Below are 22,713 nucleotides of genomic sequence, written 5' to 3'. Positions count from 1 at the left end.
ATCTCAGACTGAGAATCACGCTCAATTTGTGGTGGTCAGGGGCGGTCTCGAACCGCCGACCTTCCGCTTTTCAGGCGGACGCTCTACCAGCTGAGCTACCTGACCGGGAGAAAAGGATGGCGGCGGTGTTGTGCACCGCCGCCTTCTCCTGGCGACCCAGACGGGACTCGAACCCGCGACCTCCGCCGTGACAGGGCGGCACGCTAACCAACTGCGCTACTGGGCCAGATGACTCGATGATCTTACAGCATCTTCGAGGTGGTTCTGACACTGGTCTTTCGACCGTATCCCCAACGGGATTCGAACCCGCGTTACCGCCTTGAAAGGGCAGCGTCCTAGGCCACTAGACGATGGGGACTGGGACCCGCGGGAGCCGAAGCTCCAGGGACAGCCAGAAGCATAGAGGAGATCTGGCCAAGGTCCAAAACGAGATATCTGCCTAGGCTGGGGGTGTGATGGAGATGACTCGGGCGGACTTCGAGGTGCTGGTGGCGGAGGCGCTGGACGAGGTGCCGGGGGAGTTGGCGGCGTTGATCGACAATGTGGCGATCTTTGTGGAGGACGAGCCGCCGGCGGGGGATCCGGAGTTGCTCGGGATCTACGAGGGGATTCCGTTGACGGAGCGGGGGCACTACTACGGCGGGGTGCTGCCGGATCGGATCACGATCTACCGGAATCCGACGTTGCGGATCTGCGAGACGGTCGAGGATGTCGTGGATGAGGTGAACATCACGGTGGTGCACGAGATCGCGCACCACTTCGGGATCGACGACGACCGGCTGCACGAGCTCGGGTACGGGTAACCCGGGGCAGGCCGAAACCGCCGTCCGGCGAGAGCCGGTACGGCGGTGGGTGCGGCGGGGCTCAGGAGCGGTTGAAGAGCAGCTTCCAGGGCATCAGGGCCGACTCGAGCTGGACGCGGAGGCTCATCTTCGAGACGCCCTCGGTGCGCTCCTCGAAGTGGATCGGCACCTCGGCGATCCGCAGGCCGCGTTTGACCGTGCGGTAGTTCATCTCGACCTGGAACGAGTAGCCGTTGCTCTCGATCGAGGCGATGTCGATCCAGCGCAGGGTGTCGGCCTTCCAGGCCTTGAAGCCGGCGGTGGCGTCCTTCACGTGCAGGCGCAGGATCGCGTTCACGTAGAAGTTCGCGAACGCCGACAGCGCGCGCCGGTGCCAGCCCCATTCGGCCGCGGCCGAACCGCCCTCGACGTACCGGGAGCCGATCACGACGCCGGCGTCGGTGGTGCGCAGGGTCTCGACCATGACGGGGATCACCGAGGACGGGTGCGACAGGTCGGCATCCATCTGGATGACGATGTCGGCGCCTTCGTCCAGCGCGCGGGTGATCCCGGCGATGTAGGCGCGGCCGAGGCCGTCCTTGGTGGTGCGGTGCAGGACGCCGACCTTTTCCGGCGACTCCTTCGCGAGCTCGTCGGCCACGTCGCCTGTGCCGTCGGGGGAGTTGTCGTCGACGACGAGCAGCTCCAGCCCGGGCAGGTTCAGGTCGGACAGCAGCCCGGCCAGTACGGGCAGGTTCTCCCGCTCGTTGTAGGTCGGTACGACGATCACGATCTTGGCTAGCTCACCCATGCCATTCCTTCTTCGGGGATACCGGACGCTACCGCATCCAACGGGCGAGACCCCGAACGCGGTACGCCGAAACCTCAACGATCAGGTGACGGTCACAGCCCGGCGAGCGCCTCGCGGGTCGAGGTGAAGATCCGGAACTGGCCGCCGAGGCCGGTCACCGACAGCGGCCGGTCGACCGGACGGCCGACGCCGACCAGGGCCAGCGTGATGTTGTGCCGGCCGGCCAGGTTCCGCGCCTCGACCAGGTTCCCCAGGCCGGCCGAGCTGCAGAAGGTGACGGCCGAGACGTCGATCAGCACCAACCGCGCCGGTGGCGCCACCGCCGCCCGAATCGATTCGGAGGCGAAATCGGCCGTGGCGATATCGATCTCGCCGGACAACCGCACCAGCAGGACGCCGGGCTCCAGCTCCTCGGTCACCGCGTCGAACGTCGTTCTGATCATGTCGCCGTCCCGCGGCTCAGGCTGGCTTGTCACGCCGGTCTCTCCCCCGGGTAGTCCCGCACCGCCGGTCCGTCCTGACGGGTCGAACTGCCCTGATCAAACCGTATGCCCCAGTGTGGACCCGTCACAACGCCTCTGCCACGGATGACCCCGGAGCGTGATCTCCGTGCTGTAAGCGCTCCCATGAAACGCCTGAAAGTCAAGCCTTGTAGCGCAGACGTCGGCCCCGGAGTGAATGTCGGCCGCCGATGGTAGACAAGCCCCGAGGCGAAGGAGCGAAACATGGGCGTACTCGACGGCAAAGCGGCACTCGTCACCGGCGGCTCGCGGGGGATCGGCGCGGCGATCGTCCGCCGGCTGGCCGCGGACGGCGCCGCTGTCACCTTCACGTACAACACGAGCGCGGCCGCCGCGGACGAGGTGGTTGCCGAGGTCAAGGCAGCCGGTGGTACGGCGATCGCCGTCCAGGCCGATCAGGCGGATGTCGCCGCGATCCCCGAGCTGTTCGACCGCGCGGCCGAACCGATCGGCGCGCTCGACATCTTCGTCTGCAACGCGGCGCAGGCCGCGGTGACGCCGATCGCCGCGGTGACCGAGGCGTCGTACGACGAGCTGTTCGCGACCAACCTGCGCGGCCCGTTCTTCGCCGTCCAGCGCGCCGCCGAGGTACTCCGGGACGGCGGTCGCGTGATCGCGATCTCGACCCTGAACACCCAGATGCCGGTCCCCGGCGTCGCCCTGTACGCCGGGAGCAAGGCCGCGCTCGAGCAGTTCATGAAGATCGCCGCCCGCGAGTACGGCGCCCGCGCGATCACGTTCAACTCGGTCTCGCCCGGCGCCACCTCGACCGATATGTTCCACGACCACAACCCGCCCGAGATCCAGGGCATGCTGGTCGCGGCGACCGCGCTCGGCCGGATCGGCGAACCGTCGGACGTCGCCGATATCGTCGCTTTCCTGGCCGGTCCCGACAGCCGCTGGATCACCGGCCAGAACCTGGCTGCCGCGGGCGGCCTGTTGATCTGACCGTGCCGGAGGCCGCGACATGCAGTTGCTCGACGAGATCGACGCCGCCGGCGACCCGGCCGTCGCGGTCGCGCTGACCAAGTACTTCAAGGTCGAACCGGGGAGTTACGGGTACGGCGACCGCTTCGTCGGCGTCAAACTCTCGACGATCCGCGGCCTGCTCAAGCCCTACCTGCGCGCCGCGATCCCGCTCGCCGAGCTCGAGCGGGCGCTGGCCAGCCCGATCCACGAGCACCGGCTGGCGATCCTCTGCCTGCTCGCCGGCCGCGCGAGCCGCAACCCGGCCGAGCGCCCCGAGATCTACGCGCTGTACCTGCGCAGTACGCCGTCCATCAACAACTGGGATCTGGTCGACTGCAGCGCCGCCGAGATCGTCGGCGGCCACCTGCTCGACAAACCCCGCGACATCCTCACCACGCTGGTCCGCTCGGAGAGCCTCTGGGAGCGCCGGATCGCGCTCGTCGCGACGCACTGGTTCATCCGCCGTGGCCAGAGCGCCGACATCTACGCTCTCGCCGCCGAAGTGCTCGACGACCCCGAGGATCTGATCCACAAGGCCGCCGGCTGGATGCTGCGCGAGGCGGGGAAACGCGTCTCCGAGCCGGAGCTGACCGCGTTCCTCGACCGGTACGCCGCCGCGATGCCGCGGACCATGTTGCGCTATTCGATCGAACGGCTGACACCCGAGCAACGCAAGCATTATCGCGACCTTCGATGAGCAATTCGGCCCAGCTCGAATGGACTGCCGTGCCGGGTCCGCCGACCTACGCTGAGCGGACCCGAGTCGTGAAAGGCCCGTCCCATGAAGCTGATCCGCCTGGCCCTGCTCGCATCGTTGGCCGCCACCGGCCTGTACGCCGTCCCGTCGGCGGCCTCGGTCACCGAGGAGCCGATCTTCCAGATGCCGGTCCCGTGCGGTGAGACCTGGACGATGGCCACCCACAGCGGTCACAACCCGCCGGAGAAGATCGACATGATCAACAACGCCGGCCGGACCCATGGAGCCCCGGCCCTGGCCTCGGCCGCCGGCACCGTGACAGTCTCCGGATTCGCCCCGGACGCGGGCAACATGGTCGTCATCGATCACGGCTTCGGCTGGAAGACCCGCTATCTGCATCTCGACACCCGCACCGTTGCCGTTGGCAACACAGTGGCTCTGGGCGCCCAGATCGGCACGGTCGGCAACACCGGCACCAACACCAGCGGCTCGCATCTGCACTACGAACAGATCACCGGCACCACCGTCCGGCAGCCCAAGTTCCGTGGTATCGAGGTGCCGCGGAAGTGGCAGTACTTCCAGTACGCCGAGACCAGTGAGAACTGCAGCGGGCCGGTCGAGACCAAGTTCTGGGTCGACACCTTCCAGGACGCTCCCGGGTACGCCGCTCCCGGCGTCAACCCGTCGACCGGCACGCTGAAGAAGGGCACCAGCTACGTCTACTGCCGCGTCGAGGGCCCGGTGGTCCGCGTCGGCAACAGCTTCAACAAGTGGTGGCTGCAGACCGACCTGGACGTCGGCCCGCGCAACCAGTTCGTCTCCGCGTACTACCTCTCCCGCTGGGGTAACGACGAGGCCAAGGACAACGCCGGCCGCGACATCAAGGACTGTCCCGCCCAGTAGACGAGGGCCGCGAGGATCAGGTACGCCGGGATCAGCAGCAGGACGTCCTGGTTGACCACGGACGCCGACCATCCGGCGTCCCGATCCGCGCCCTGGACGCTCAACCGGTTCACGGTGAGGAAGGTCAGATGGGTCCCGACGCTGGCCCACAGTGAACCGGTTGCGGCGCGGGCGGCGACCAAGGTGAACCCGAAGATCGTCAGCAGGACGAAATAGGCGACCGGATCCTCGCCGGGCGGAGCGAGGCTCAGCTCCTGGCTGTCGAGATCCAGGATCCCGCCGAGGATCAGCTGGACCGCGGACGCGATCCCCGGCACCAGGAGGAACAGCCCGGTCGTCCCGAGCGCCGCGACGAAACCCCCGTGCCGGGAGCGGAGCGCCGTCCACGCGTGGCCGCGCAGGCTCAGCTCCTCCGGCAGGGCTTCGAGCAGGACGGCGATGATGGTGTTCGTCAGCAGAAACAGCAGCACGGCGCGGACGTCGAACCGGCCCCAGCTGATCCAGCCCGCGGCCGTGCCGGCCCCGAACACCACGGCTGCGCAGCCGCCAGTGACCAGAACGCCGGTCAGCAGGCCGCGCAGCGGCGCGACCAGCCCGAGCTCCTTACGGCGCCGGAACGGCCGGATCAGCAGGATCGCGATCAGCGCGCAGACCACCGCCGGCAAGTACTTGTTGTCCACGGCCGCCGACACCGTGATCGAGCTCCCGAGCGCGATCCCCATCGCTGCCGCGCCGTACGCCGCCCGCCACCACACGTTCACCCCGTACCTCCCCAGTCGTCTGCCGGCGAGCATATAACACGACCGTGTCAAAACAACCCCGAATATGTCGACATGTCCACCAAGCTGAGTCGTCAGGGAGTCGCGTCGGTGTACGGCGGCGCCTCGAGTGCGCAATGCCGGTGGTGCTCGACCTGGACCGGACGCCGCCGCGCCCCGTCGCCGAGCGTGACCCAGGCGATCACCGATCCGGTCGCCGCCAGCGCCGCCGAGATGATCAGCGCCCGGTGGAACCCGTTGCTGAAGGCAATTGGATCCCGGTACATCGCGCCGGTGATCCCGGCCGCCATCGGAATCGCGGCCACCGCCATGAGCTGAGCGGACCGCGCGATCGCGTTGTTCACCCCGGATGCGATCCCCGCATGGTGATCCTCGACGGAGGACAGCACCGTCGCCGTCAGCGGCGCCACCGTCGACACCAACCCCAACCCGAGGACGACGACCGCCGGCAGCACCGCGGTCACATAACTCACGCCGGGGGAGATCCGCAGCATCAGCAGGAATCCGAGCGCGATCAGCACCGGCCCGACCGTCATCGGAATCCGCGCGCCGATCTTCTCCGCCAGCCCACCCGCATACCCCGACAGCCCGAGCATCAGCGCGGTCATCGGCAACAAGGCCGCGCCCGCCCACAGAGCGGCGTAACCGAGTGCGGTCTGCAGGAAGACGACCACCAGGAACGTCGCCGTCCCCAAACCGCCGTAGACCACGACGGTCACCAGGTTCGCGCCGGTGAAGCGCCGGTTCGCGAAGATACCCGGCGGCAGCATCGGATGTGAGCTCCGCCGCTCGACCACCAGGAAGAACACGAACGCGAGTACGCCGATCACCAGGCTGGTCAGGACGCCGGCATCCGTGAACCCGCGATCACCCGCCTGGATCAGGCCGAAGGTGAAGCCGCCCAGGCCGATCGTCGCCAGCGCCGCGCCACTCACATCGACCTTGCCGGCCGAGGTCTCGTCGCGCGTCTCCGGAACATGCCGCAGCGTGACCAGCACGGTCACCAGCGCGATCGGCGCGTTGATCAGGAAGATCAGCCGCCAGGACCCGCTGTCGACCAACGTGCCACCGACGAACGGGCCGATCGCGGCCGCGACCGACGTCAGCCCCGACCAGGCGCCGACCGCTTTACCGCGATCCGCGGGCGCGAAGGTGGTCTGCAGGATCGCCAGGCTGCCTGGGGTGAGCAGCGCGCCGCCGATCCCCTGCAGCACCCGGCCCGCGATCATCACCTCGAGTGTCGGCGCGATCGTGCAGATCACGGAGGCGACCGCGAACCAGATCACGCCCGTGACATACATCCGGCGGCGGCCGAGCCGGTCGCCGAGCGAGCCGCTGAGCAGGATCAGCGACGCCAGCATCAGCATGTAGCCGTTGACGATCCACTGCAGACCGGCCATCCCCGCGCCGAGCTCCTCGCCCATCGCGGGCAGCGCGACATTGACCACCGTGCCGTCGAGGAAGGCCATCCCCGACCCGAGCGCGGTCGCCGCCAGCACCCACCGGGCCCGCGCAGTCCCGAATGCGATCCGATCCTCCGCCATGAACTCACAGTAAGCCTGCCCTCGGACAAAACGCGGTCAGGGTAGGTCGAGCTGTACGACGACCAGCGACTGAGCCGCCGGCAGGTCCGGCTGGATCGCGAGCGCGGGCGGATTCCCCATTGCGCAGCGGGTCTCTGGAAGCAGTGGGCAGACCGCGTTCAGCAGGCCGCCCGCCACGGTGATCGTGGTCGGCAACGTACCCTCCGCGGCCGCGAGCAGCGGGCGGAGCGCGGCGTTGGCCCGGCGCGGCTTCTGCGCCGTCCGCCGAACTGCTGAGCCGGACAGTCGGTAGGTCAGTCGCAGCTTCGTCGCCGGTGCGGCCAACGGCACCTCGCGGGTGGTGTCCACGGACGGCGTCTCGATCGCGACCGGCTGGTCGTCGGCCATGACCTGCAGGTCGGTCGCGCGCGGCGTCGTCCGGGTCATCATCCCCGGCAGCAGTTCACCGGACGCCGGCACCTGCAGCTGCAGCAAATCCGTGGCCGTGGGCAACAGAACGTCCTCGATCAGATCGAAGGCCCCGTCCGGCCGGGGGACGGCGGTGAGCCGGATCCCGGGCTCGGTCGCACCCGGCCCGGCTGATGCGGACGGCGACTCGGTCGGTACGGCGACCGTCTCGCCGACCCCCGGGCTCGGGGCGACCGGCGGCGGCGTCTCCTCCGAACAGCCGACCAGCGCCCAGGCGAGCACGGCAGCAGCGAGTATCCGGGCGGGGTTCCGCATCTTTCCTCTGCCCTCCGACAGATCCGGCCGCTTCCTCTGGCGGCCGGATCGAAGTTGCGCTTACGATACGCCGGAATTCACCGGAACCGTCCAATACCCGGTGAATTGGCAACGCAAACCCAGGGGGGCGCAATGCAGAAACAGAGGGTGGTCGACCGGCTTCGACCGGTATTTTCGAGAATTTCAGGTCCGGTAATTGGCCGGTCTGTTCTGGCGGCCCTGGCCGCACTCGTTCCGCTACTGCTCGCGACCCCTTCGCAAGCAGCCGCCGGCGCCAGTCTGTACCTCGTCCAGGGGCTGCCCGGGCAGAGTCTCGACCTCAGCGTCGACGGCCGTCAGGTGGCCGCCAAGGCTCCGGCCGCGAAGGTCGTCGGGCCGATCGCCGTCGCCGCCGGGCAGCGCACGATCACTGCCAGACAAGGCGGAAAGGTGGTCATCGAGCGCCGCGTCACGGTCGGTTCCGGCGGCAGCCTCGATGTGGTGATCCACCAGCCGGCCGCCCCGACCGGCGCCCCGGTGATCACGTCGTACAACAACAAGCTGGATGCCGTGCCGGCCGACAAGGCCGCCGTCCGGGTCGCCCACACCGCCGCCGTCGGCCCGGCCGATATTCGGGTCAACGGAAAGGTGCTGTTCGCGAATGTCGCGAACGGAGAATCACTCGACGTAGTCGTTCCGGCCGCTACTTACCGTGTTGAAATCGTACCCGCCGGTGCTTCGTCACCTGTTGTTCTCGGTCCGTTGGCTTTACCGGCGAAGGCCGGTTATCTGACCCGGGTTTTCGCGGTCGGCGCACCGGCGTCGAAGACGATGACGGTGGCCGTCGGCACGATCAAACTCGCTGCCGCGGGTTCGCAGAAGCCGAATCTGGTGAATACCGGCACCGGCGGTCAGGCTGCGGCGACCGACCGTAGTCCGCTGCTCGTCCTGGTGCTGCTCGCCGGTTTGGCCGGCGCGGTCGCCGTCCGGAGGGTGGTGCGTCGCTGAGGGCATTGCTGCTCGGGCTGCTGTTGTGCTGTTGCGTGGGCCTGGAGGGGTGCACCGCGCAGCTGGACGGAGCTGTGCCGGGCACCGGGGTGGATGGCGGCCTCTCGACGCCGACGCCGCCGTCCACCCCAACCGTCGGTGATCCGTCGGCCGCCCGCAGCGGTACGCCGGCGCCCAGCCAGCGCATCCGCTTCGTGCCGACCGCAGTCGTCCTGCCCGGCGGCGCACACGCGCCAGTTCTGCCGGCCGGAACCAAGGACGGTCAGCTCCAAGTCCCGTCCGGCGCGCGGCGCGTCGGTTGGTGGGACGGCGGTGCCCAGGCCGGTGATCCGTTCGGCTCGATCGTGCTGGCCGGTCACGTCGACACCAAGGAAGAGGGCCTCGGCTTCTTCGCCCGCCTGCGCAAGGTCGAACCGGGGGAGCGCGTCACCCTCACGGCAGCCGATCGCCGGGCGACGTACCGGATCACCACGGTTCGATCCGTACCGAAAGACGCCCTCGCGACCCGCAGTGGCGCGTTCGACCAGACCGGCGACCACCGTCTGGTGCTGATCACCTGTACCGGCCCGTACGACGCCGCCGCCGGCGGATACGCCGACAACCTGGTCGTCACGGCCACAGCCGAAGGGTTCGCGGAGTAGGCTCGGCGGTCATGGCCAGGTATTTCGATGTGCACCCGGAGAATCCGCAGAAACGAGCCGTCGGCCAGGTGGTCGATCTGGTCCGCGGCGGCGGCCTGATCGCCTACCCGACGGACTCCTGTTTCGCGCTCGGCTGCGCACTCGGCAACCGGGACGGAATCGACCGGATCAAGCAGATCCGGCAGCTCGACGACCGGCACCACTTCACGCTGATGTGCCAGGATTTCGCGCAGCTCGGCCAGTTCGTGCACATCAGCAACGCGGTCTTCCGGGCGGTCAAGGCGACGACGCCGGGGAGCTACACGTTCATCCTGCCGGCCACCAAAGAGGTGCCGAAGCGGTTGCTGCATCCGAAGAAGAAGACCGTCGGCGTCCGGATCCCCGACCACGTCGTCACCCAGACGCTGCTCGAGGAGCTCGGCGAGCCGATGCTGTCCAGCACGCTGCTGCTGCCCGGTCACGAGGAGCCGATGACCCAGGGCTGGGAGATCAAGGAGGAGCTCGACAACCAGGTCGACGCCGTCATCGACGGTGAGACCGGCGTCGAGCCGACCACGGTGATCGACTTCTCCGACGACGTCCCCGAGGTGGTCCGGGTCGGGGCGGGTGACCCCAGCCCGTTCGAGTGAGGGCTTGCGTGCAGGGCAATTGATGGCGGATTGTGGCGAGCGACCGTAAATTAGTTCCCTCTCCCGCCCCGGAGGACCTGATGCGACGTCTGCTCGTTGCGCTCCTTGCCCTGACCCTCGCGATGGCTCCGACCACTGCGAGCGCCTACGCGAACGCTTTCTTCCCGACCCAGAGCAGCGGTAATCGCGGCGCGGACGTGCTCGCGATCCAGTACCTGCTGCAACACCACGCGCAGAGCGTCCCGGCCGACGGCGTCTTCGGCGCCTCGACAGTGACCGCAGCCAAGGCCTTCCAGACCGCGAAGGGCCTCGGCGCCGACGGCATCGTCGGCCCGAACACCTGGGCGGCGCTGGTCCCGACTGTCCGTTCTGGTGACAACAACGCGGCCGTCAAGGCCCTTCAGGTCGAGCTGAACGCCAAGCGCCGCCTCAGCCTCCCGGTGGACGGCGTCTTCGGTACGGCGGTCCGCGACGCGGTCGTCGCGTTCCAGTCGCACGCCGGGATCGGCGCGGACGGAATCGTCGGCCCGATCACCTGGCGCAACCTCACCTGGCACTACGACTACCCCGACTTCACCGCGAACCTCTGCGACCAGGACCCGGACGGCAATGGTACGGCGGCCAACTGGGCCACCTCTGCTGCCGTAGCCCAGATGGAGCAGGCGGGCCGCGCCTTCGCCGGTACCGGCCAGGGCAAGATCCCGTACGGCGACGCCGGGTTCGAGCACGGCGGCGACATCCCCGGCCACGGCAGCCACGAGGTCGGGCTGGACATCGACATTTGGCCGATCCGTACCGACAACAACCAGTGCACCGCCGGCCGGATCACCTGGCAGTCCACGACGTACGACCGAGCCGCCACCCGCCAGCTGGTGCAGGCGATCCGCGCTGCCGCGCCCGGCCACGTCCGGATCATCTTCTTCAACGACCCGACGTTGATCGACGAGGGCCTGACCACCGAGTGGCCTGCGCACGACAACCACCTGCATGTCCGCTACTGCGAGAAGGTGCACCCGAACTCGCTCTACACCTGCTGACACACTGGCGGTATGACGCTGACGCCCGACGAACTCCTGACCACCACCCGGACCGTCCGCAAGCGCCTGGACCTCCAGCGGCCCGTGCCGCTGGAGCTGGTCCGGGAGTGCATCGAGGTCGCCGTCCAGGCGCCTTCGGGCAGCAACCGACAGACGTGGCACTGGATGGTCATCACGGACGCCGAGAAGCGCGCTGCGATCGGTGAGTACTACCGGCGGGCAGTCGAGCAGTACCTGGCCGGTCCGGGCGCGGCTGGCAAGCTGCACGCCGACGACCCGGACCGTGCGCCGGTCCAGCGTCGAGTGGGCGACAGCGTCGCCTACCTGGGCGAGCGGATGGGACAGGTCCCGGTGCTGGTCATCCCGTGTCTGCAGGTCAGCAAACTGCCGGCTGGGAACCAGTCCGGCACGTGGGGATCGATTCTGCCCGCTGCGTGGAGCTACTGCCTGGCTGCGCGGTCCCGCGGGCTCGGGACGGCGTGGACGACACTGCACATGCTCTACGAGCAGGAGATCCAGGAGCTGCTCGGACTGCCGGAGGAGATCCGGCAGTCCGTGCTGCTCCCAACCGCGTACTACACGGGTGACACCTTCAAGCCCGCCGCGCGGCAGTCACTCGACGATGTCATCCACGTCGACACTTTTTAACGCACCTCCAGCTCGGCCAGCTGCATCCGGTGGACGCCGGGGCTCTCCGCCCGGAGCTCCGTACCACGGACCTGTACGTACCGGGCGGTCGTTGTCGCGAAGCTGTGCGACACAGCCGCCGCTCCCGGCTGCGGTACGTCGTTCGCCGTCGCGACCGGGGTGAAGTTGACCCCGTCCGTCGACGTCTCGACCACGTAGTCGATCGGGAAGAAGCCGCCGGTGCTGCCGCCGTCCGACCGGGCGTAGAGATCCACCTTGCTGATCCGCGTCGGCGCGCCGAGGTCGACCCGCGCCCACTGGTCCGACGCCGGGACGGCGTCACTCGTCCAGCCCATCGAGTTCCACAGCCGGGACTGCCGCGCCCCGTCGGTCAGGTTCACCCGCAGCCAGCCTTCGTTGGCGAACTCCGAGGAGGATGACGAGGTGACCGGCCGCCCGGCCGCAAGGTTGCCGCCGGCGCCTTCGATCTCGGCGAGCTGCATCCGGTAGGTGCCGAACGGATCCTGGCCGAGTTTCGTCCCGACGACCTGGATGTAGCGGACGTCGCGAGCCGCGAAGCTGACCGATTGCGGACCGTTCGGCCGCGGCTGGTTCGTCCGGGTGTCGACCGTCGTCCAGTTCGCGTTGTCGGTCGAGACCTGAACGGTGTAGTCGATCGGGAAGCCGATCCCGACGTTGTTCCCGTCGGTCCGCGGGTAGAGGTCGATCCGGCTGATCGAGCGGGTCGCGCCGAAGTCCAGTTTGACCGACTGCTGGTCGGTCGCGCTCGCCGCGGCGGCCGACGTCCAGCCCATCGAGCTCGGGTCCGACGTCCGCCGGCCGTCCACGACGGTCGAGGGGCGCCAGCCGTCGCCGTCGTACGACGAGGAGACGGTGACGGCGGATCCTTCGGCCGGGTTGACCTCCGGGTTCAGCCGGACGTTGTCGAAGGACACGTTCACCCCGCCGCTGGCGAGGCCGACGCCGCCGGCCTTGAAGGCCGCGTCGGTCACGGTCAGCACCGGGGCCGACCCGGTCCCGGCGTACACGGTGATCTTGTTGCCACGGGCAATGACGCGGAGCCGGTTGACGGCGCCGGGTGTGTAGCCGGGCGCCTGGGCTCGGCCGAGGGTCGTGCCGGACCGGTAGACGAAGACCTCGCCGTTGTTGCGCTGGGCCACCAAGTAGCCGCTGTCCAGATCGGTCGGGTTCAGGTTCCGGACGACGAGCCCGGCCCAATTCGTGTTACCGCCGTTCGAGTTGACGCCCTTGATCTGCAGATCGACACTCGCGGCCACATCGCCGTACGCACGAGCCTCCAGACCCGCGACGTAGTTCCAGCCGTCGGTCGCCGTCTGGTTCAGCGTGCCGCCGGAGGCGGACCACGAGCCGGACGTCGCCTGCCAGGACTGCGAACCGGCGGCGAAGTCGTCGGCGTACGGGTAGGCCTGGTCGGGGCCGCCGGAGGCGAGCGCGTCGAGCACCTGCCGGTGGACGGCGTCGGCCGCGGCCCCCGAGCGGTCCATCGTGTAGGAGTTCGTCAGCAGTGAGTTGGCGAGCGCCTTCGCCAGCACCGGCTTGGTCTTGGCCAGCTGAGTGAACAGCTCGAAGTCCTCGACGCCGTCCAGCTGGGCTTCGCTGCGAACGCTGTCGTAGACGTCGTACGCCGCGCGGTTCGGGCGGACGATGAAGGCGTCCCCGTTCTGCGCGCCGTCGAAGGTGTCGAACCGCTCGTGGAGATCGTTGTGGAACCAGTAGTTCCAGCCCCAGTGCAGGTAGCCGACCGCCTCGGTCTTCCAGGCCAGCAACGGCGTCAGCCGGGTCTTGGCCAGGTGCGACATGATGAATCGGTTGAGATAGGTGCCCCGGGGGCTGATGCAGTTGTAGATCCAGAGCTCGTTACCGTTCAGCCGCTTGTTCTGGAAGTGGCCGATGTTGTTCTCGTAGAGGTCCAGGATCGGCGTGTTCGCGGTGACGTTGGCGGTCGGGTTCAGGACCGCCAGCTCGGCCTCGTTGAGCTTCGGGTTCGGGAAGTACCTGCGGTAGATGTCGTACATCCAGTTCGCGGCGTCGGTGTCGGCCCGGTGCACCGTCTCGTCGTTCGCGCTCATGTAGAAGATGTCGGTCAGGCCCTTGGCGTCCAGGTGCTGCTTGAGCGCCGGGAACAGCTTGTTCAGGTACGCCGTCCCCTCGGCGGAGCCGGACGGTACCTCGACCTTTTGCGTCGATCCGTCGGCCGCGCGCTTCAGCATTTCCAGCTTGCTGGGAGTAGCAGGGTTGGTGTTCGGATTGCTGCTCATCAGCAGGTGCGGGGTGTGGATCCACTGCAGGGCGCCGGCGTCCCGGTAGATCTGGATGAACCGGTCGAAGGTCTCCCAGCCGAACGTGTAGTTGCCGGCCGCATCGATCGTGGTGTTCGGGATCAGCAGCGCCTGGAAGTCCGCGAAGACGACGTTGTTCCGGTGCCGGGCGTGGTTGCGGGCCATCGCCTCGATCACCTTCCACCAGTTCGCGTCGTACATCTGGACGCCGTACTGGAGCGGGATCGCACGGATGGTTCCTTGGTAGTCCCACCCGGCCGACGTCGTCCAGTTGTTCAGCTTGAACGTCGACTGATTGGTCGGCGGCAGCGTTGCGTTGTAGACGGTCAGCCGGACCGGTACTACGACGTTCCCGGCGCTGCTCTGGACGGTCGCCGTCCCGGTGTACAGGCCGGGCGTCGCGCCGGTGGGCACGCGCACGCTGTAGTGATACGGCTGGGTGACGTTGGCGTCCAAGGTCCGGGGAGTGTTCTCGACGAGGGCGTCGTAGTACCTGGAGCCGGTGCCCTCGCGCTCGGCGGCGGGGGGCCAGTTGTCGGCCAGCGTGACATTGGGGTGCAGGTACTCGCGCCGGACGGTGACGTCGGAGATGGTCGAGCCGCCCGGTCCGGTCAAGTTGCTGACGGCAACCGAAACGTTCCCCGTCGACGCGGTCGGCCGGACGGCGATCTGCGCCGCCTCCGTCTCGTTCCGCGCGGCGTACAGGTCGATCGTGGCCGGCGCGCCCGCGGGCCGGGCGGTGTCGGCGAACAGCCGGTCGGCCGCGTTGTGCGTCCAGACCGGTGGCGGCGCGGCCTGAGCGGGCAGCGGTAGCAGCGTGCTCAGGACGACGGTGGACAGGGCTGTAGCGAGAGCCGGCTTGCGCATTCATGTCCTCCGGACGGAGAGGCAGAGTCAACAACGCAAGCAGTCTGAGCAGCCCGCTCAGAACGGGTCAAGACAAGTCCCTGACCACAATCGGTCAGGTCTCTTGACCATCCCTCGCCGAGGCGGCCATTTCCCCGATCGTTAGACCACTCAGCATCGATCGAGGTTCGATGCTGGTGATATCCCGTTCCGGATCGGCGTCGTCATCGCGGACCTTCACCAGCAGCCAGTCGGCGCCGGTGCGGGTGAAAGCCCAAGCACCGGTCAGCTTCACGCCGTACAACTGGAACTTGAAATGACCGCGCTCGATCGCCGTCGCGGGTTCGACCAGCTGCTGCCGGTCGTCCCGCGTGAGGTTGGTGTAGACCCCGGCGTCCCACACGATCACCGCGCCGCTGCCGTACTTGCTGTCGGCGTGGACGCCTTCGTACGACGCGTACTCGAGATCGTGGTCGGTGGTGAACACGGCCAGTCGCTTGACCGAAGGGTCCAGCGACGGGCCGCGCGGTACCGCCCAGGACTTCAGGACGCCGTGCACCTCCAGCCGGATGTCGTAGTGCAGTCGCCTGGCGTCGTGCAACTGCACTACGAAGATCGGCCGGTGGCTCAAGCGGCGGCTGCCGCGGGCGGTTCGAGTTGGTCGCGGAGGCGGTCGAGGATGCCGCGGAGCAGGCGGGAGACCTGCATCTGGCTGACGCCGATCTCGGCGCCGATGTCGGCCTGCGTCTGCCCTTCGACGAAGCGCAGCTCGAGGATGCGCCGTTCGCGGGGTTTCAGCTGGGTGAGCACCGGCTCGAGGACGGCGACCGCCTCGGTCCGCTCGAAGGGGCTGTCCTCGTCGTCGGCGATCGTGTCACCCAGCCGGGTGGCGGCGTCGCCGTCCAGCGGACGGTCCAGCGAGAGCACGGTGAAACAGCCGTCCGCGGCCACCGCGTCCTCGACTTCGTTGACCTCGGCCCCTATTTCGTCGGCGATCTCCTGCTGGGTGGGCTCGCGGTGCAGGTCCTGCACCAGCTGCGGCCGGACGGACGCGATCGAGCCCTGCAGCTCCTGCAGGCGGCGCGGGATCCGGACCGTCCAGGAGCAGTCCCGGAAGTACCGTTTCACCTCGCCGCGGATGGTCGGCACGGCGTACGCCAGGAACGGCGTCCCGCTGCTCGGGTCGAAACCCCGAGCGGCCTTGACCAGGCCCAGGTACGCGACCTGGTCCAGATCGTCGGTCTCCACACCGCGGCCCCGGAATCGGGACGCGATGCTGTGGGCGACTCCGAGATGCAACTCGATCGCTCGATCGAGGAGCTCGGAGCGCAGATTCTCATCGGTGCTGGCGGCCCGCCGGCTCAGGAGCTCCTGAGTCTCGGCGTCGCGCTGCTGATCGGCGCGCTGGGCGCCCTGGCTGGCAACTGCGGTGGGGTTCATGTTCTGACCTCGCGACGTGAGTCACGGCGCGGCACATGTCTGGACCACGGTCAGGACCTCTCGACATCATTCCTACCCCACCCGGATGCTCGTACACATCTCGATCAATCCGAGTTATCGCTAACACCGCGTCACAGAGCGGTTGTAGTCTTGTCGCTGCCACCCCTCGTCTCCGCCCCTGTTCCGAAGTCAGGTGCCATGCCTCTCGCCTCTTTCCCGGCCAAAGGTGTCCCAACCCCTACTGACAACGCCACGTCCGGTGACGTCCAGATCCGCGTCGGCGGCCGCTGGATCGCCGGTCACGAGCTGGGCCGCCGGTCCGGCGAGGTTCTGGTCAGCCATCACGGTCACCTGGTCTGGGTCGACAACGAATCCGTGCGCCCCGCCTCCTCCTAGTGTCGCGTGAGCGACACTGGTGCCTGCGCGGTGACAGACTGCCGTCGTGGAACTGCGGCAGTTGGAGTACTTCGTGGCGGTGGCGCACGAGCGCAGCTTCACGCTGGCCGCCCGCCGGTTGCACGTCGTCCAGAGTGCGGTGAGCGCCGCGATCGCTGCGCTGGAACGTGATCTGAAGGTCACGCTCTTCGAGCGGAACGCGCAGCGCGTCGTCCTGACCGAGGCCGGTACGGCGTTGCTGCCCGAGGCGCTCGCGGTGATGGACGCCGTCCAGGGCGCCCGCGATGTCGTCGACGAGCTCGGCACCGGGATGCGCGGTACGGTCCGGGTCGGCCTGTTGCCGGGTCTCGGTCTGATCGACCTGCCGGCCGCGGCCGGTGACTTCCGGCGCCGGTATCCGAACGTCGAGCTGCAGTTGCGGGTAGACGCCGAGGGTTCGGCCGGCATTGTGGTCGCGCTGCGTAACGGCGACATCGATGTCGGCTTTCTGGGGGTTGCGCAGGGTAGCGTCCCGCGTGAGCTGACCACCTGGGAGTTGCTGCGCGTTCCCCAGGCGCTGGCCGTCCCGGTCGGGCACCGGCTGGCCCGGCGGCGCTCGGTCACGCTGGCCGATCTCGCCGACGAGGCGTTCGTCGACTTCCCGCCGGGGTTCGGAACCCGGACGCTGATCGACCAGACCTTCGAGGCGGCCGGGATCGAGCGCCAGGTCGTCGTCGAGGCGCTCGGGATCGAGAACGGCGTCCAGTTCCTGGCGCATGGGGTCGGTCTCGGGATTCTCCCGGCGTACGCCGTCGCAGGGCTGGACACCGTCCGCGTCGTGCCGATCGCGGACCAGACCTTCGAGTGGTCGCTCTACATGGCGACGCTGCGGAAGCGGAAGCCGACCGCCGCGCTGCGCGCGCTGCTCGGGCTGGTCGGCGCGCATCTGCGGCAGCCGCCGGGGACCGAGTTGGGTGCGCAGATGCATCAACAGAACTGATCCATTCATCGACTTGAGTCGTTGGACTTGATCCATTGTCCGGAGCACGATCGAGGTGTCAGCAAGAACGACACCAAGATCAGGAGCACAGGACGATGACAGACAACAGCACTGCCGGGAGGGTCGCGATCGTGACCGGCGGCTCGAGCGGGATCGGCCGCGAGGCCGCGGTCCGGCTCAGCCGCGACGGTTTCGCGGTCGTGATCGGCTACTCCGGCAGCCAGGAGCGCGCCGAACATGCCGTCCAGGAGGTCGTCGCGGACGGCGGCCGGGCGATCGCCGTCCAGGCCGATGTCGCCGACGAGACCGCCGTGACCGCGCTCTTCGACCGGGCCGAGCAGGAGTTCGGCGGGGTCGACGTGGTCGTCAACGCGGCCGGCATCATGCCGCTCGCTCCGCTGGCCGAGCTCGACCTGGAGGTCTTCGACCAGATCGTCCGGACGAATCTGCGCGGCACGTTCGTGATCGACCAGCAGGCCGTCCGCCGGGTCCGCAGCGGCGGCGCGATCGTGAACATCTCCAGCTCGCTCACTCTGCTCGCGCGCCCCGGTTATTCGGCGTACGCCGCGAGCAAGGGCGGCGTCGAGGCGGTCACGCTGATCCTGGCCCGCGAGCTGCGCGGCCGTGACATCACCGTGAACGCCGTCGCACCCGGCCCGACCGCGACCCCGCTGTTCCTGGACGGCAAGCCGCAGGAGCTGATCGACCGGATCGCCGCCGAGCCGCCGCTCGAACGCCTCGGACAGCCGTCCGACATCGCCGAGATCATCGCCTTCCTGGCCGGCCCCGCGCGCTGGATCAATGGCCAGGTCATCTACGCCAACGGAGGTTCCGCAGCATGATCGTCCTCATCAGTGGCGCGTCCAGCGGGTTCGGCGCGCTCACCGCCCGCGCCCTCGTCGACGCCGGCCACCTCGTGTACGCCGGAATGCGCGACCTCGCCGGCCGGAACGCGACCGCCGCGGCCGACGCCACGGCCTACTCGCCCCACCTGCGAGCCCTCGAACTCGACGTCAGCTCGGAGGCGTCCGTCCAGCAGGCTGTCGACGCCGTCGTCCGCGAGCAAGGGCGAATCGACGTCCTGATCCACAACGCCGGGCACATGGTGACCGGGCCGTCCGAGGCGTTCACGCCCGAGCAGATCCTGGACATCTACGACACGAACGTCGTCGGCGCGCAGCGGCTGAACCGCGCGGCGCTGCCGGTGCTGCGGGGGCAGCAGGATGGGCTGGTCGTCTGGGTCGGCAGCTCGAGTACCCGGGGCGGAACCCCGCCGTACCTCGGCCCGTACTTCGCGGCGAAGGCCGGGATGGACGCGCTGGCGGCGACGTACGCGCTGGAGCTGGCCCGGTTCGGGATCGAGACGACCATCGTCGTCCCGGGCGCCTTCACCCACGGCACGAACCACTTCCTGCACAGCGGATCGCCGTCCGACACGGACGTCGTCGCGGCGTACGAGACGAAGTACGCCGGGCTGATGGACCAGGTCGGGCAGCGGCTGGCCGACCTGGAGCCGGAGTGGTCGGACGTCGGCGAGGTCGCGAAGCTGATCGTGTCGGTCGTCGAGACCGAGAAGGGCAAGCGGCCTTTCCGCGCCAGCTACGACCCGTCGGACGACGGCGCCGTCGTGGTCAACGCGGTCGCGGACCGGGTCCGCTCCGAGTTCCTGCACCGGATCGGCCTGGAAGATCTCCTCCACCCGACAGCATGACGATCCACCAGCACTACCTCCCGCCCGAGTACGTCGTGGCGGCGGAGCGAGCCGGGCATCTCCGTCCTGACGGGTTGCCCGGCTGGCCGGCCGCGCCGACCCCCGCCCCCGGCGTCCTGCTTTCGCTGCCGTCGCCGGGGGTGCATTTCGGCGACGATTTCCGGGCGCGGATCCTGGCCCGGCGGGTCAACGAGTACGCCGCCGGGTTGTCGTCGGGTTTCCTGGCCAGCCTCCCGCTCCCGGACGTCGAGGGGTCGCTCGTCGAGCTTGACCACGCCTTCGGGGCCCTGCGTGCGGACGGCGTCGTCCTGCTCACCAACGCGGCTGGGCAATACCCCGGTGAACCCGCCTGGGAACCGCTCTGGCGCTCGCTGAACGACCGTCGTGCGTTGGTGCTCCTGCATCCGACCTCACCGCCGCAATGGCGACAGGTAGCGCTCGACCGGCCGCGAAACCTGATCGAGTTCGGGTTCGAAACCGCTCGCGCGGTCACCGATCTGACGCTGACCGGCATCCTCAACCGCTACCCCGACATCCGCTTCGCCGTCGCTTCGGGCGAGCTCTTGCCGGCCCTCGCCGCTCGGGTCGAAGCCGCCGGCGGTGATGTGTCGGCGTGGCAGCGCTTCGACCCCGTGGACTGCTGCGCGCGTTAGGTACCCCGGCGGGCCCTGACAGCTCCGCCGGGGTGGCTCTGTTGATCACTCAACAAGCACCGGATCGTATGCGGTAAACCCTCTCCCGGGGAGGGGGTGTCTCAGAAAACCTGACGACGCGGGCTTATCGTTGGTAGTTGCAACCAAATCTGGCTGGGTGAGGACGACGCCGGCCGCTTCCGCCCCGGAGCAGCGAGTTTCGCTGCCCCGGCCGCAGCGACCCCGCGTACGAACGGAACCCGATGTCAGCCACCGCCACTTCGCGGCCCTCGCAGTACCGATCGATGTACGCCGCCGCGCCCCGCCCGGCCGCCGATCCGCCCCCGCCTCCGCCCGCGGATCCCGAGCTGACGCATCGGCAGATCCTGGAGATCCTCTCCGGGCTGCTGGCGGCGCTGTTCACCGCCGTGCTGAGCTCGACGATCGTCAGCAACGCGCTGCCGACGATCATCGCGGATCTCGAAGGCAGCCAGACCCAGTACACCTGGGTCGTCACCGCCAGCCTGCTCGCGATGACCGTCTCGACGCCGGTCTGGGGCAAGCTGTCCGACCTGATGAGCAAGAAGCTGCTCGTGCAGCTCGCGACCGTCATGTTCGTGATTGGCTCGGCGCTGGCCGGCCTCGCGCACAACGTGCCGTTCCTGATCGGGGCGCGGGTGTTGCAGGGGCTCGCGATGGGCGGGCTGATGGCGCTCGCGCAGGCGATCATCGGGGCGGCGATTCCGCCGCGCGATCGGGGCCGGTACTCCGGCTACATGGGCGCGGTGATGGCCGTCGCGACGGTCTCCGGGCCGCTGGCCGGCGGCGTCATCGTGGACACCTCGTGGCTCGGGTGGCGCTGGTGCTTCTACGTCTGCGTGCCGCTGGCCCTGGTCTCGATGGTGATCCTGCAGCGGTACTTGCAGCTGCCGGTGGTCAGGCGGCCGATCAAACTCGACTACTTCGGCGCGGTGCTGATCGCGGGGGCCGCGAGCCTGCCGCTGATCTGGGTCTCGTTCGCCGGGCAGCACTTCCCGTGGTGGTCCTGGGAGACCGGCGCCTACCTGGGCGGTACGGCGGTGCTCGCGCTGCTGGCCGTCGTCGTTGAGACCCGTGCGCGGGATCCGCTCGTCCCGGTCGCCGTCGTCCGGGAGCGGACGACGGCGCTGGCGATCCTGGCCAGTCTCGCGGTCGGGATCGCGATGTTCGGCAGCGCGGTCTTTCTCGGGCAGTACTTCCAGGTCGCGCGCGGGTACAGCCCGACCGAGGCCGGGCTGCTGACGATCCCGATGATGTTCGGCTCGTTCCTCGGATCGGTCGGCTCCGGGCAGCTGATCACCCGGACGGGGAAGTGGAAGCGCTACCTGGTGCTCGGCGGCCTCTTCTTGACGGCCGGGCTCGGCGCACTCGGCACCATCGACCACGAGAGCCCTTACTGGTACGTCGGCGCCGGCATGCTGGCGATGGGCGTCGGCATGGGCATGATGATGCAGAACCTGGTGCTCGCCGTCCAGAACAACGTCGACGTCTCGCAGGTCGGGGCGTCGAGTGCGACGGTCACGTTCTTCCGCAGTCTGGGCGGCGCGGTCGGGGTGTCGGTGCTGGGCGCGGTGCTCGCGAATCGGGTCACCGAGCTGATCGCGTCGAACCTGCGGGCCCAGGGGATCGCGCCGCCGAGTGGGGCGAGTGGTTCGGTCCTCGATGTGAACGCGTTGCCGGCGCCGGTGGCCGAGGTCGTTCGGCATGCGTACGGCGATGCGACCGGGCGGATCTTCGTCATCGCGGCGGCGTCCGCGGTGGTGAGTCTGCTGGCTGTGCTGTTCATCCGCGAGGTGCCGCTTCGGCGTACCGTCGCCATGACCGACGAGCTGGAGGCCGACGTGGCCGACGTGCCGACCCCGGAAGCTCCGATCGACCCGGCCGAACGGGCCGCGATCGTCGCCCTCGACGTCATCACCGCGGCCGAACGCACGGCCCGCGAACGCGAGCGCGAGGCGAGTGAACGCGTCCAGGCCGCGGCCAACACGATCCGTCAGATGCGCACCGACGTCGCCGACCTCTTCACCCGCGTCGACCAGCAGATCGCCGCCCTCGAGACCACCCTCCCCGACGCCGTCCCCCAACCCGCCGCCGCCCTCCTCGAGGCCCACCGCACCGACACCGAGCTGGCCACCGAACTCCGCCGCTACGAGCTCAGCGTCCTCAGCGCCAGCCAGCGCACCGCCGACCACCTCCGCGCCACCGCCAGATCCGAAGCCGACCACCTCCTCGCCGAAGCCCGCGCCGAAGAACAAGAAATCCGCACCCGCATCACCGAACTCCAAGCCGTAGAACACCACCTCCTCACCAAAATCCACGAAAGCCTCACCCCCACCCCAAGTCAGTCACCCCCGCCAGCACCTCCCGCCCCGGCAACTCCCCACACACCACCAGTCACCCTCCCCACCCCGACCTCCGAGCACCAGGTGCTTCCCCCCGCCCACCTGCACTACACCGGCAACGGCTACCCCGAACCCGACCCAGCCCACCGCCAACCCTTCGGGTGACAGGCGGCGCCAAGGACAGGAAGTAGCCGGCCATTCGCAGCTCCGGCGCAACCTCCCAGGCGGGGGAGGTGGCCGCCGCCGGACGTACTACCTGTCCTTCGTGTCGGTGGGACATCCGCTCGCGACTCGGGCGGACCGGCTGCAGCCGCCGTGGTCGCGTCGGCGCCCGACCATCAGATGCTTCCCCCGCCC

At 68.8% G+C, this 22,713-nt stretch carries 23 protein-coding genes and 3 tRNA genes; 15 read left to right on the top strand and 11 right to left on the bottom strand.

Annotated elements, in window-relative coordinates; translation table 11 throughout:
• Window positions 1-29: 29 nt before the first annotated feature.
• From HPO96_RS23140 to HPO96_RS23130, 3 genes are all read right to left on the bottom strand, one after another.
• Window positions 30-105 (bottom strand) — tRNA-Phe (locus HPO96_RS23140).
• A 44-nt stretch (window positions 106-149) separates the two neighbouring features.
• A tRNA-Asp gene (locus tag HPO96_RS23135) sits at window positions 150-226 on the bottom strand.
• Between the two features lie 59 nt (window positions 227-285).
• Window positions 286-358: transfer RNA gene (locus HPO96_RS23130), tRNA-Glu, on the bottom strand.
• A 94-nt stretch (window positions 359-452) separates the two neighbouring features.
• Between HPO96_RS23130 and HPO96_RS23125 the strand changes: the two genes are divergently transcribed.
• Complete coding sequence (locus tag HPO96_RS23125; protein ID WP_184999602.1) at window positions 453-803, top strand: metallopeptidase family protein; 351 nt, start codon at window positions 453-455, stop codon at window positions 801-803.
• Between the two features lie 61 nt (window positions 804-864).
• Here the strand turns inward: HPO96_RS23125 and HPO96_RS23120 are convergent, their stop codons facing one another.
• Both HPO96_RS23120 and HPO96_RS23115 read right to left on the bottom strand, forming a co-directional pair.
• Window positions 865-1,593 (bottom strand): polyprenol monophosphomannose synthase, encoded by a 729-nt coding sequence (locus HPO96_RS23120; protein ID WP_171675827.1) that lies wholly within the window; start codon window positions 1,591-1,593, stop codon window positions 865-867.
• 92 nt (window positions 1,594-1,685) lie between these two features.
• On the bottom strand, window positions 1,686-2,069 hold the full coding sequence (locus HPO96_RS23115) for an anti-sigma factor antagonist (RefSeq protein ID WP_171675825.1): 384 nt from the start codon (window positions 2,067-2,069) through the stop codon (window positions 1,686-1,688).
• 249 nt (window positions 2,070-2,318) lie between these two features.
• Here HPO96_RS23115 and HPO96_RS23110 point away from each other — a divergent pair, with 249 nt between their 5' ends.
• The 3 genes from HPO96_RS23110 (at window position 2,319) to HPO96_RS23100 (ending at window position 4,683) form a co-directional block, all read left to right on the top strand.
• Window positions 2,319-3,062, top strand: a complete 744-nt coding sequence (locus HPO96_RS23110; RefSeq protein WP_171675823.1) for an SDR family oxidoreductase — start codon at window positions 2,319-2,321, stop codon at window positions 3,060-3,062.
• 19 nt (window positions 3,063-3,081) lie between these two features.
• Entirely contained in the window at window positions 3,082-3,780 is a 699-nt protein-coding gene (locus HPO96_RS23105) for a DNA alkylation repair protein (protein ID WP_171675821.1), read from the top strand.
• An 84-nt stretch (window positions 3,781-3,864) separates the two neighbouring features.
• Window positions 3,865-4,683, top strand: a complete 819-nt coding sequence (locus HPO96_RS23100; RefSeq protein WP_171675819.1) for a M23 family metallopeptidase — start codon at window positions 3,865-3,867, stop codon at window positions 4,681-4,683.
• On the opposite strand, the gene HPO96_RS23095 is transcribed toward HPO96_RS23100, so the two are convergent.
• From HPO96_RS23095 to HPO96_RS23085, 3 genes are all read right to left on the bottom strand, one after another.
• Entirely contained in the window at window positions 4,608-5,444 is an 837-nt protein-coding gene (locus HPO96_RS23095; RefSeq protein WP_171675817.1) for a CPBP family glutamic-type intramembrane protease, read from the bottom strand. The two genes, HPO96_RS23100 and HPO96_RS23095, sit on opposite strands and share 76 nt — an antisense overlap.
• Window positions 5,445-5,536: 92 nt before the next feature.
• Window positions 5,537-7,006: a DHA2 family efflux MFS transporter permease subunit gene (locus tag HPO96_RS23090; RefSeq protein WP_171675815.1), complete on the bottom strand. Its 1,470-nt coding sequence runs from the start codon at window positions 7,004-7,006 to the stop codon at window positions 5,537-5,539.
• A gap of 36 nt (window positions 7,007-7,042) precedes the next feature.
• On the bottom strand, window positions 7,043-7,729 hold the full coding sequence (locus HPO96_RS23085) for a hypothetical protein (protein ID WP_171675813.1): 687 nt from the start codon (window positions 7,727-7,729) through the stop codon (window positions 7,043-7,045).
• Window positions 7,730-7,861: 132 nt separating this feature from the next.
• Between HPO96_RS23085 and HPO96_RS23080 the strand changes: the two genes are divergently transcribed.
• The 5 genes from HPO96_RS23080 (at window position 7,862) to HPO96_RS23060 (ending at window position 11,671) form a co-directional block, all read left to right on the top strand.
• Window positions 7,862-8,716: a DUF4397 domain-containing protein gene (locus HPO96_RS23080; RefSeq protein ID WP_171675811.1), complete on the top strand. Its 855-nt coding sequence runs from the start codon at window positions 7,862-7,864 to the stop codon at window positions 8,714-8,716.
• A 74-nt stretch (window positions 8,717-8,790) separates the two neighbouring features.
• A complete protein-coding gene (locus tag HPO96_RS23075; protein WP_337796768.1) occupies window positions 8,791-9,357 on the top strand; it encodes a class F sortase in 567 nt (188 codons plus the stop codon).
• A gap of 11 nt (window positions 9,358-9,368) precedes the next feature.
• Window positions 9,369-9,986: an L-threonylcarbamoyladenylate synthase gene (locus HPO96_RS23070; protein WP_171675807.1), complete on the top strand. Its 618-nt coding sequence runs from the start codon at window positions 9,369-9,371 to the stop codon at window positions 9,984-9,986.
• A gap of 80 nt (window positions 9,987-10,066) precedes the next feature.
• Entirely contained in the window at window positions 10,067-11,023 is a 957-nt protein-coding gene (locus tag HPO96_RS23065; RefSeq protein ID WP_171675805.1) for a penicillin-insensitive murein endopeptidase, read from the top strand.
• A gap of 12 nt (window positions 11,024-11,035) precedes the next feature.
• Window positions 11,036-11,671: a nitroreductase family protein gene (locus HPO96_RS23060; protein ID WP_171675803.1), complete on the top strand. Its 636-nt coding sequence runs from the start codon at window positions 11,036-11,038 to the stop codon at window positions 11,669-11,671.
• On the opposite strand, the gene HPO96_RS23055 is transcribed toward HPO96_RS23060, so the two are convergent.
• From HPO96_RS23055 to HPO96_RS23045, 3 genes are all read right to left on the bottom strand, one after another.
• Window positions 11,668-14,838 (bottom strand): glycoside hydrolase domain-containing protein, encoded by a 3,171-nt coding sequence (locus HPO96_RS23055; RefSeq protein ID WP_171675801.1) that lies wholly within the window; start codon window positions 14,836-14,838, stop codon window positions 11,668-11,670. The genes HPO96_RS23060 and HPO96_RS23055 overlap by 4 nt on opposite strands.
• Window positions 14,839-14,932: 94 nt before the next feature.
• The gene (locus HPO96_RS23050; RefSeq protein ID WP_337796767.1) at window positions 14,933-15,424 is read right to left on the bottom strand and encodes a DNA polymerase ligase N-terminal domain-containing protein; all 492 of its coding nucleotides are present in this window, start codon (window positions 15,422-15,424) and stop codon (window positions 14,933-14,935) included.
• 20 nt (window positions 15,425-15,444) lie between these two features.
• A complete protein-coding gene (locus HPO96_RS23045) occupies window positions 15,445-16,257 on the bottom strand; it encodes a SigB/SigF/SigG family RNA polymerase sigma factor (protein WP_171675797.1) in 813 nt (270 codons plus the stop codon).
• Window positions 16,258-16,455: 198 nt separating this feature from the next.
• Here HPO96_RS23045 and HPO96_RS23040 point away from each other — a divergent pair, with 198 nt between their 5' ends.
• The 6 genes from HPO96_RS23040 (at window position 16,456) to HPO96_RS23015 (ending at window position 22,521) form a co-directional block, all read left to right on the top strand.
• Window positions 16,456-16,653: a hypothetical protein gene (locus HPO96_RS23040; protein ID WP_238355389.1), complete on the top strand. Its 198-nt coding sequence runs from the start codon at window positions 16,456-16,458 to the stop codon at window positions 16,651-16,653.
• A 46-nt stretch (window positions 16,654-16,699) separates the two neighbouring features.
• Window positions 16,700-17,632: a LysR substrate-binding domain-containing protein gene (locus tag HPO96_RS23035; RefSeq protein ID WP_171675793.1), complete on the top strand. Its 933-nt coding sequence runs from the start codon at window positions 16,700-16,702 to the stop codon at window positions 17,630-17,632.
• Between the two features lie 95 nt (window positions 17,633-17,727).
• On the top strand, window positions 17,728-18,474 hold the full coding sequence (locus tag HPO96_RS23030) for an SDR family oxidoreductase (protein ID WP_171675791.1): 747 nt from the start codon (window positions 17,728-17,730) through the stop codon (window positions 18,472-18,474).
• Window positions 18,471-19,343 carry an SDR family oxidoreductase gene (locus tag HPO96_RS23025; RefSeq protein WP_171675789.1) on the top strand — a complete coding sequence of 291 codons (873 nt, stop codon included), beginning with the start codon at window positions 18,471-18,473 and terminating at the stop codon, window positions 19,341-19,343. Before HPO96_RS23030 ends, HPO96_RS23025 begins: the two co-directional genes overlap by 4 nt.
• Window positions 19,340-19,996, top strand: coding sequence for an amidohydrolase family protein (locus HPO96_RS23020; RefSeq protein ID WP_171675787.1), 657 nt, complete (start codon window positions 19,340-19,342; stop codon window positions 19,994-19,996). Before HPO96_RS23025 ends, HPO96_RS23020 begins: the two co-directional genes overlap by 4 nt.
• Window positions 19,997-20,238: 242 nt before the next feature.
• Window positions 20,239-22,521: an MDR family MFS transporter gene (locus tag HPO96_RS23015; protein WP_238355388.1), complete on the top strand. Its 2,283-nt coding sequence runs from the start codon at window positions 20,239-20,241 to the stop codon at window positions 22,519-22,521.
• The last annotated feature ends 192 nt before the right edge of the window (window positions 22,522-22,713 follow it).

This window comes from Kribbella sandramycini (assembly GCF_013131805.1).
Taxonomy (GTDB): Bacteria; Actinomycetota; Actinomycetes; order Propionibacteriales; family Kribbellaceae; genus Kribbella; species Kribbella sandramycini.
The sequence above is the reverse complement of the archived record's forward strand: the minus strand, read 5'-3'. Positions and strand labels throughout refer to the sequence as shown.

What these genes read in the sequence shown, in the direction of transcription:
- HPO96_RS23120 (WP_171675827.1), bottom strand. Translation starts at nt 1,593, where the DNA reads ATGGGTGAGCTAGCCAAGATCGTGATCGTCGTACCGACCTACAACGAG.
- HPO96_RS23110 (WP_171675823.1), top strand. Translation starts at nt 2,319, where the DNA reads ATGGGCGTACTCGACGGCAAAGCGGCACTCGTCACCGGCGGCTCGCGG.
- HPO96_RS23105 (WP_171675821.1), top strand. Translation starts at nt 3,082, where the DNA reads ATGCAGTTGCTCGACGAGATCGACGCCGCCGGCGACCCGGCCGTCGCG.
- HPO96_RS23100 (WP_171675819.1), top strand. Translation starts at nt 3,865, where the DNA reads ATGAAGCTGATCCGCCTGGCCCTGCTCGCATCGTTGGCCGCCACCGGC.
- HPO96_RS23090 (WP_171675815.1), bottom strand. Translation starts at nt 7,006, where the DNA reads ATGGCGGAGGATCGGATCGCATTCGGGACTGCGCGGGCCCGGTGGGTG.
- HPO96_RS23085 (WP_171675813.1), bottom strand. Translation starts at nt 7,729, where the DNA reads ATGCGGAACCCCGCCCGGATACTCGCTGCTGCCGTGCTCGCCTGGGCG.
- HPO96_RS23080 (WP_171675811.1), top strand. Translation starts at nt 7,862, where the DNA reads ATGCAGAAACAGAGGGTGGTCGACCGGCTTCGACCGGTATTTTCGAGA.
- HPO96_RS23070 (WP_171675807.1), top strand. Translation starts at nt 9,369, where the DNA reads ATGGCCAGGTATTTCGATGTGCACCCGGAGAATCCGCAGAAACGAGCC.
- HPO96_RS23065 (WP_171675805.1), top strand. Translation starts at nt 10,067, where the DNA reads ATGCGACGTCTGCTCGTTGCGCTCCTTGCCCTGACCCTCGCGATGGCT.
- HPO96_RS23060 (WP_171675803.1), top strand. Translation starts at nt 11,036, where the DNA reads ATGACGCTGACGCCCGACGAACTCCTGACCACCACCCGGACCGTCCGC.
- HPO96_RS23055 (WP_171675801.1), bottom strand. Translation starts at nt 14,838, where the DNA reads ATGCGCAAGCCGGCTCTCGCTACAGCCCTGTCCACCGTCGTCCTGAGC.
- HPO96_RS23045 (WP_171675797.1), bottom strand. Translation starts at nt 16,257, where the DNA reads ATGAACCCCACCGCAGTTGCCAGCCAGGGCGCCCAGCGCGCCGATCAG.
- HPO96_RS23040 (WP_238355389.1), top strand. Translation starts at nt 16,456, where the DNA reads ATGCCTCTCGCCTCTTTCCCGGCCAAAGGTGTCCCAACCCCTACTGAC.
- HPO96_RS23030 (WP_171675791.1), top strand. Translation starts at nt 17,728, where the DNA reads ATGACAGACAACAGCACTGCCGGGAGGGTCGCGATCGTGACCGGCGGC.
- HPO96_RS23025 (WP_171675789.1), top strand. Translation starts at nt 18,471, where the DNA reads ATGATCGTCCTCATCAGTGGCGCGTCCAGCGGGTTCGGCGCGCTCACC.
- HPO96_RS23020 (WP_171675787.1), top strand. Translation starts at nt 19,340, where the DNA reads ATGACGATCCACCAGCACTACCTCCCGCCCGAGTACGTCGTGGCGGCG.
- HPO96_RS23015 (WP_238355388.1), top strand. Translation starts at nt 20,239, where the DNA reads ATGTCAGCCACCGCCACTTCGCGGCCCTCGCAGTACCGATCGATGTAC.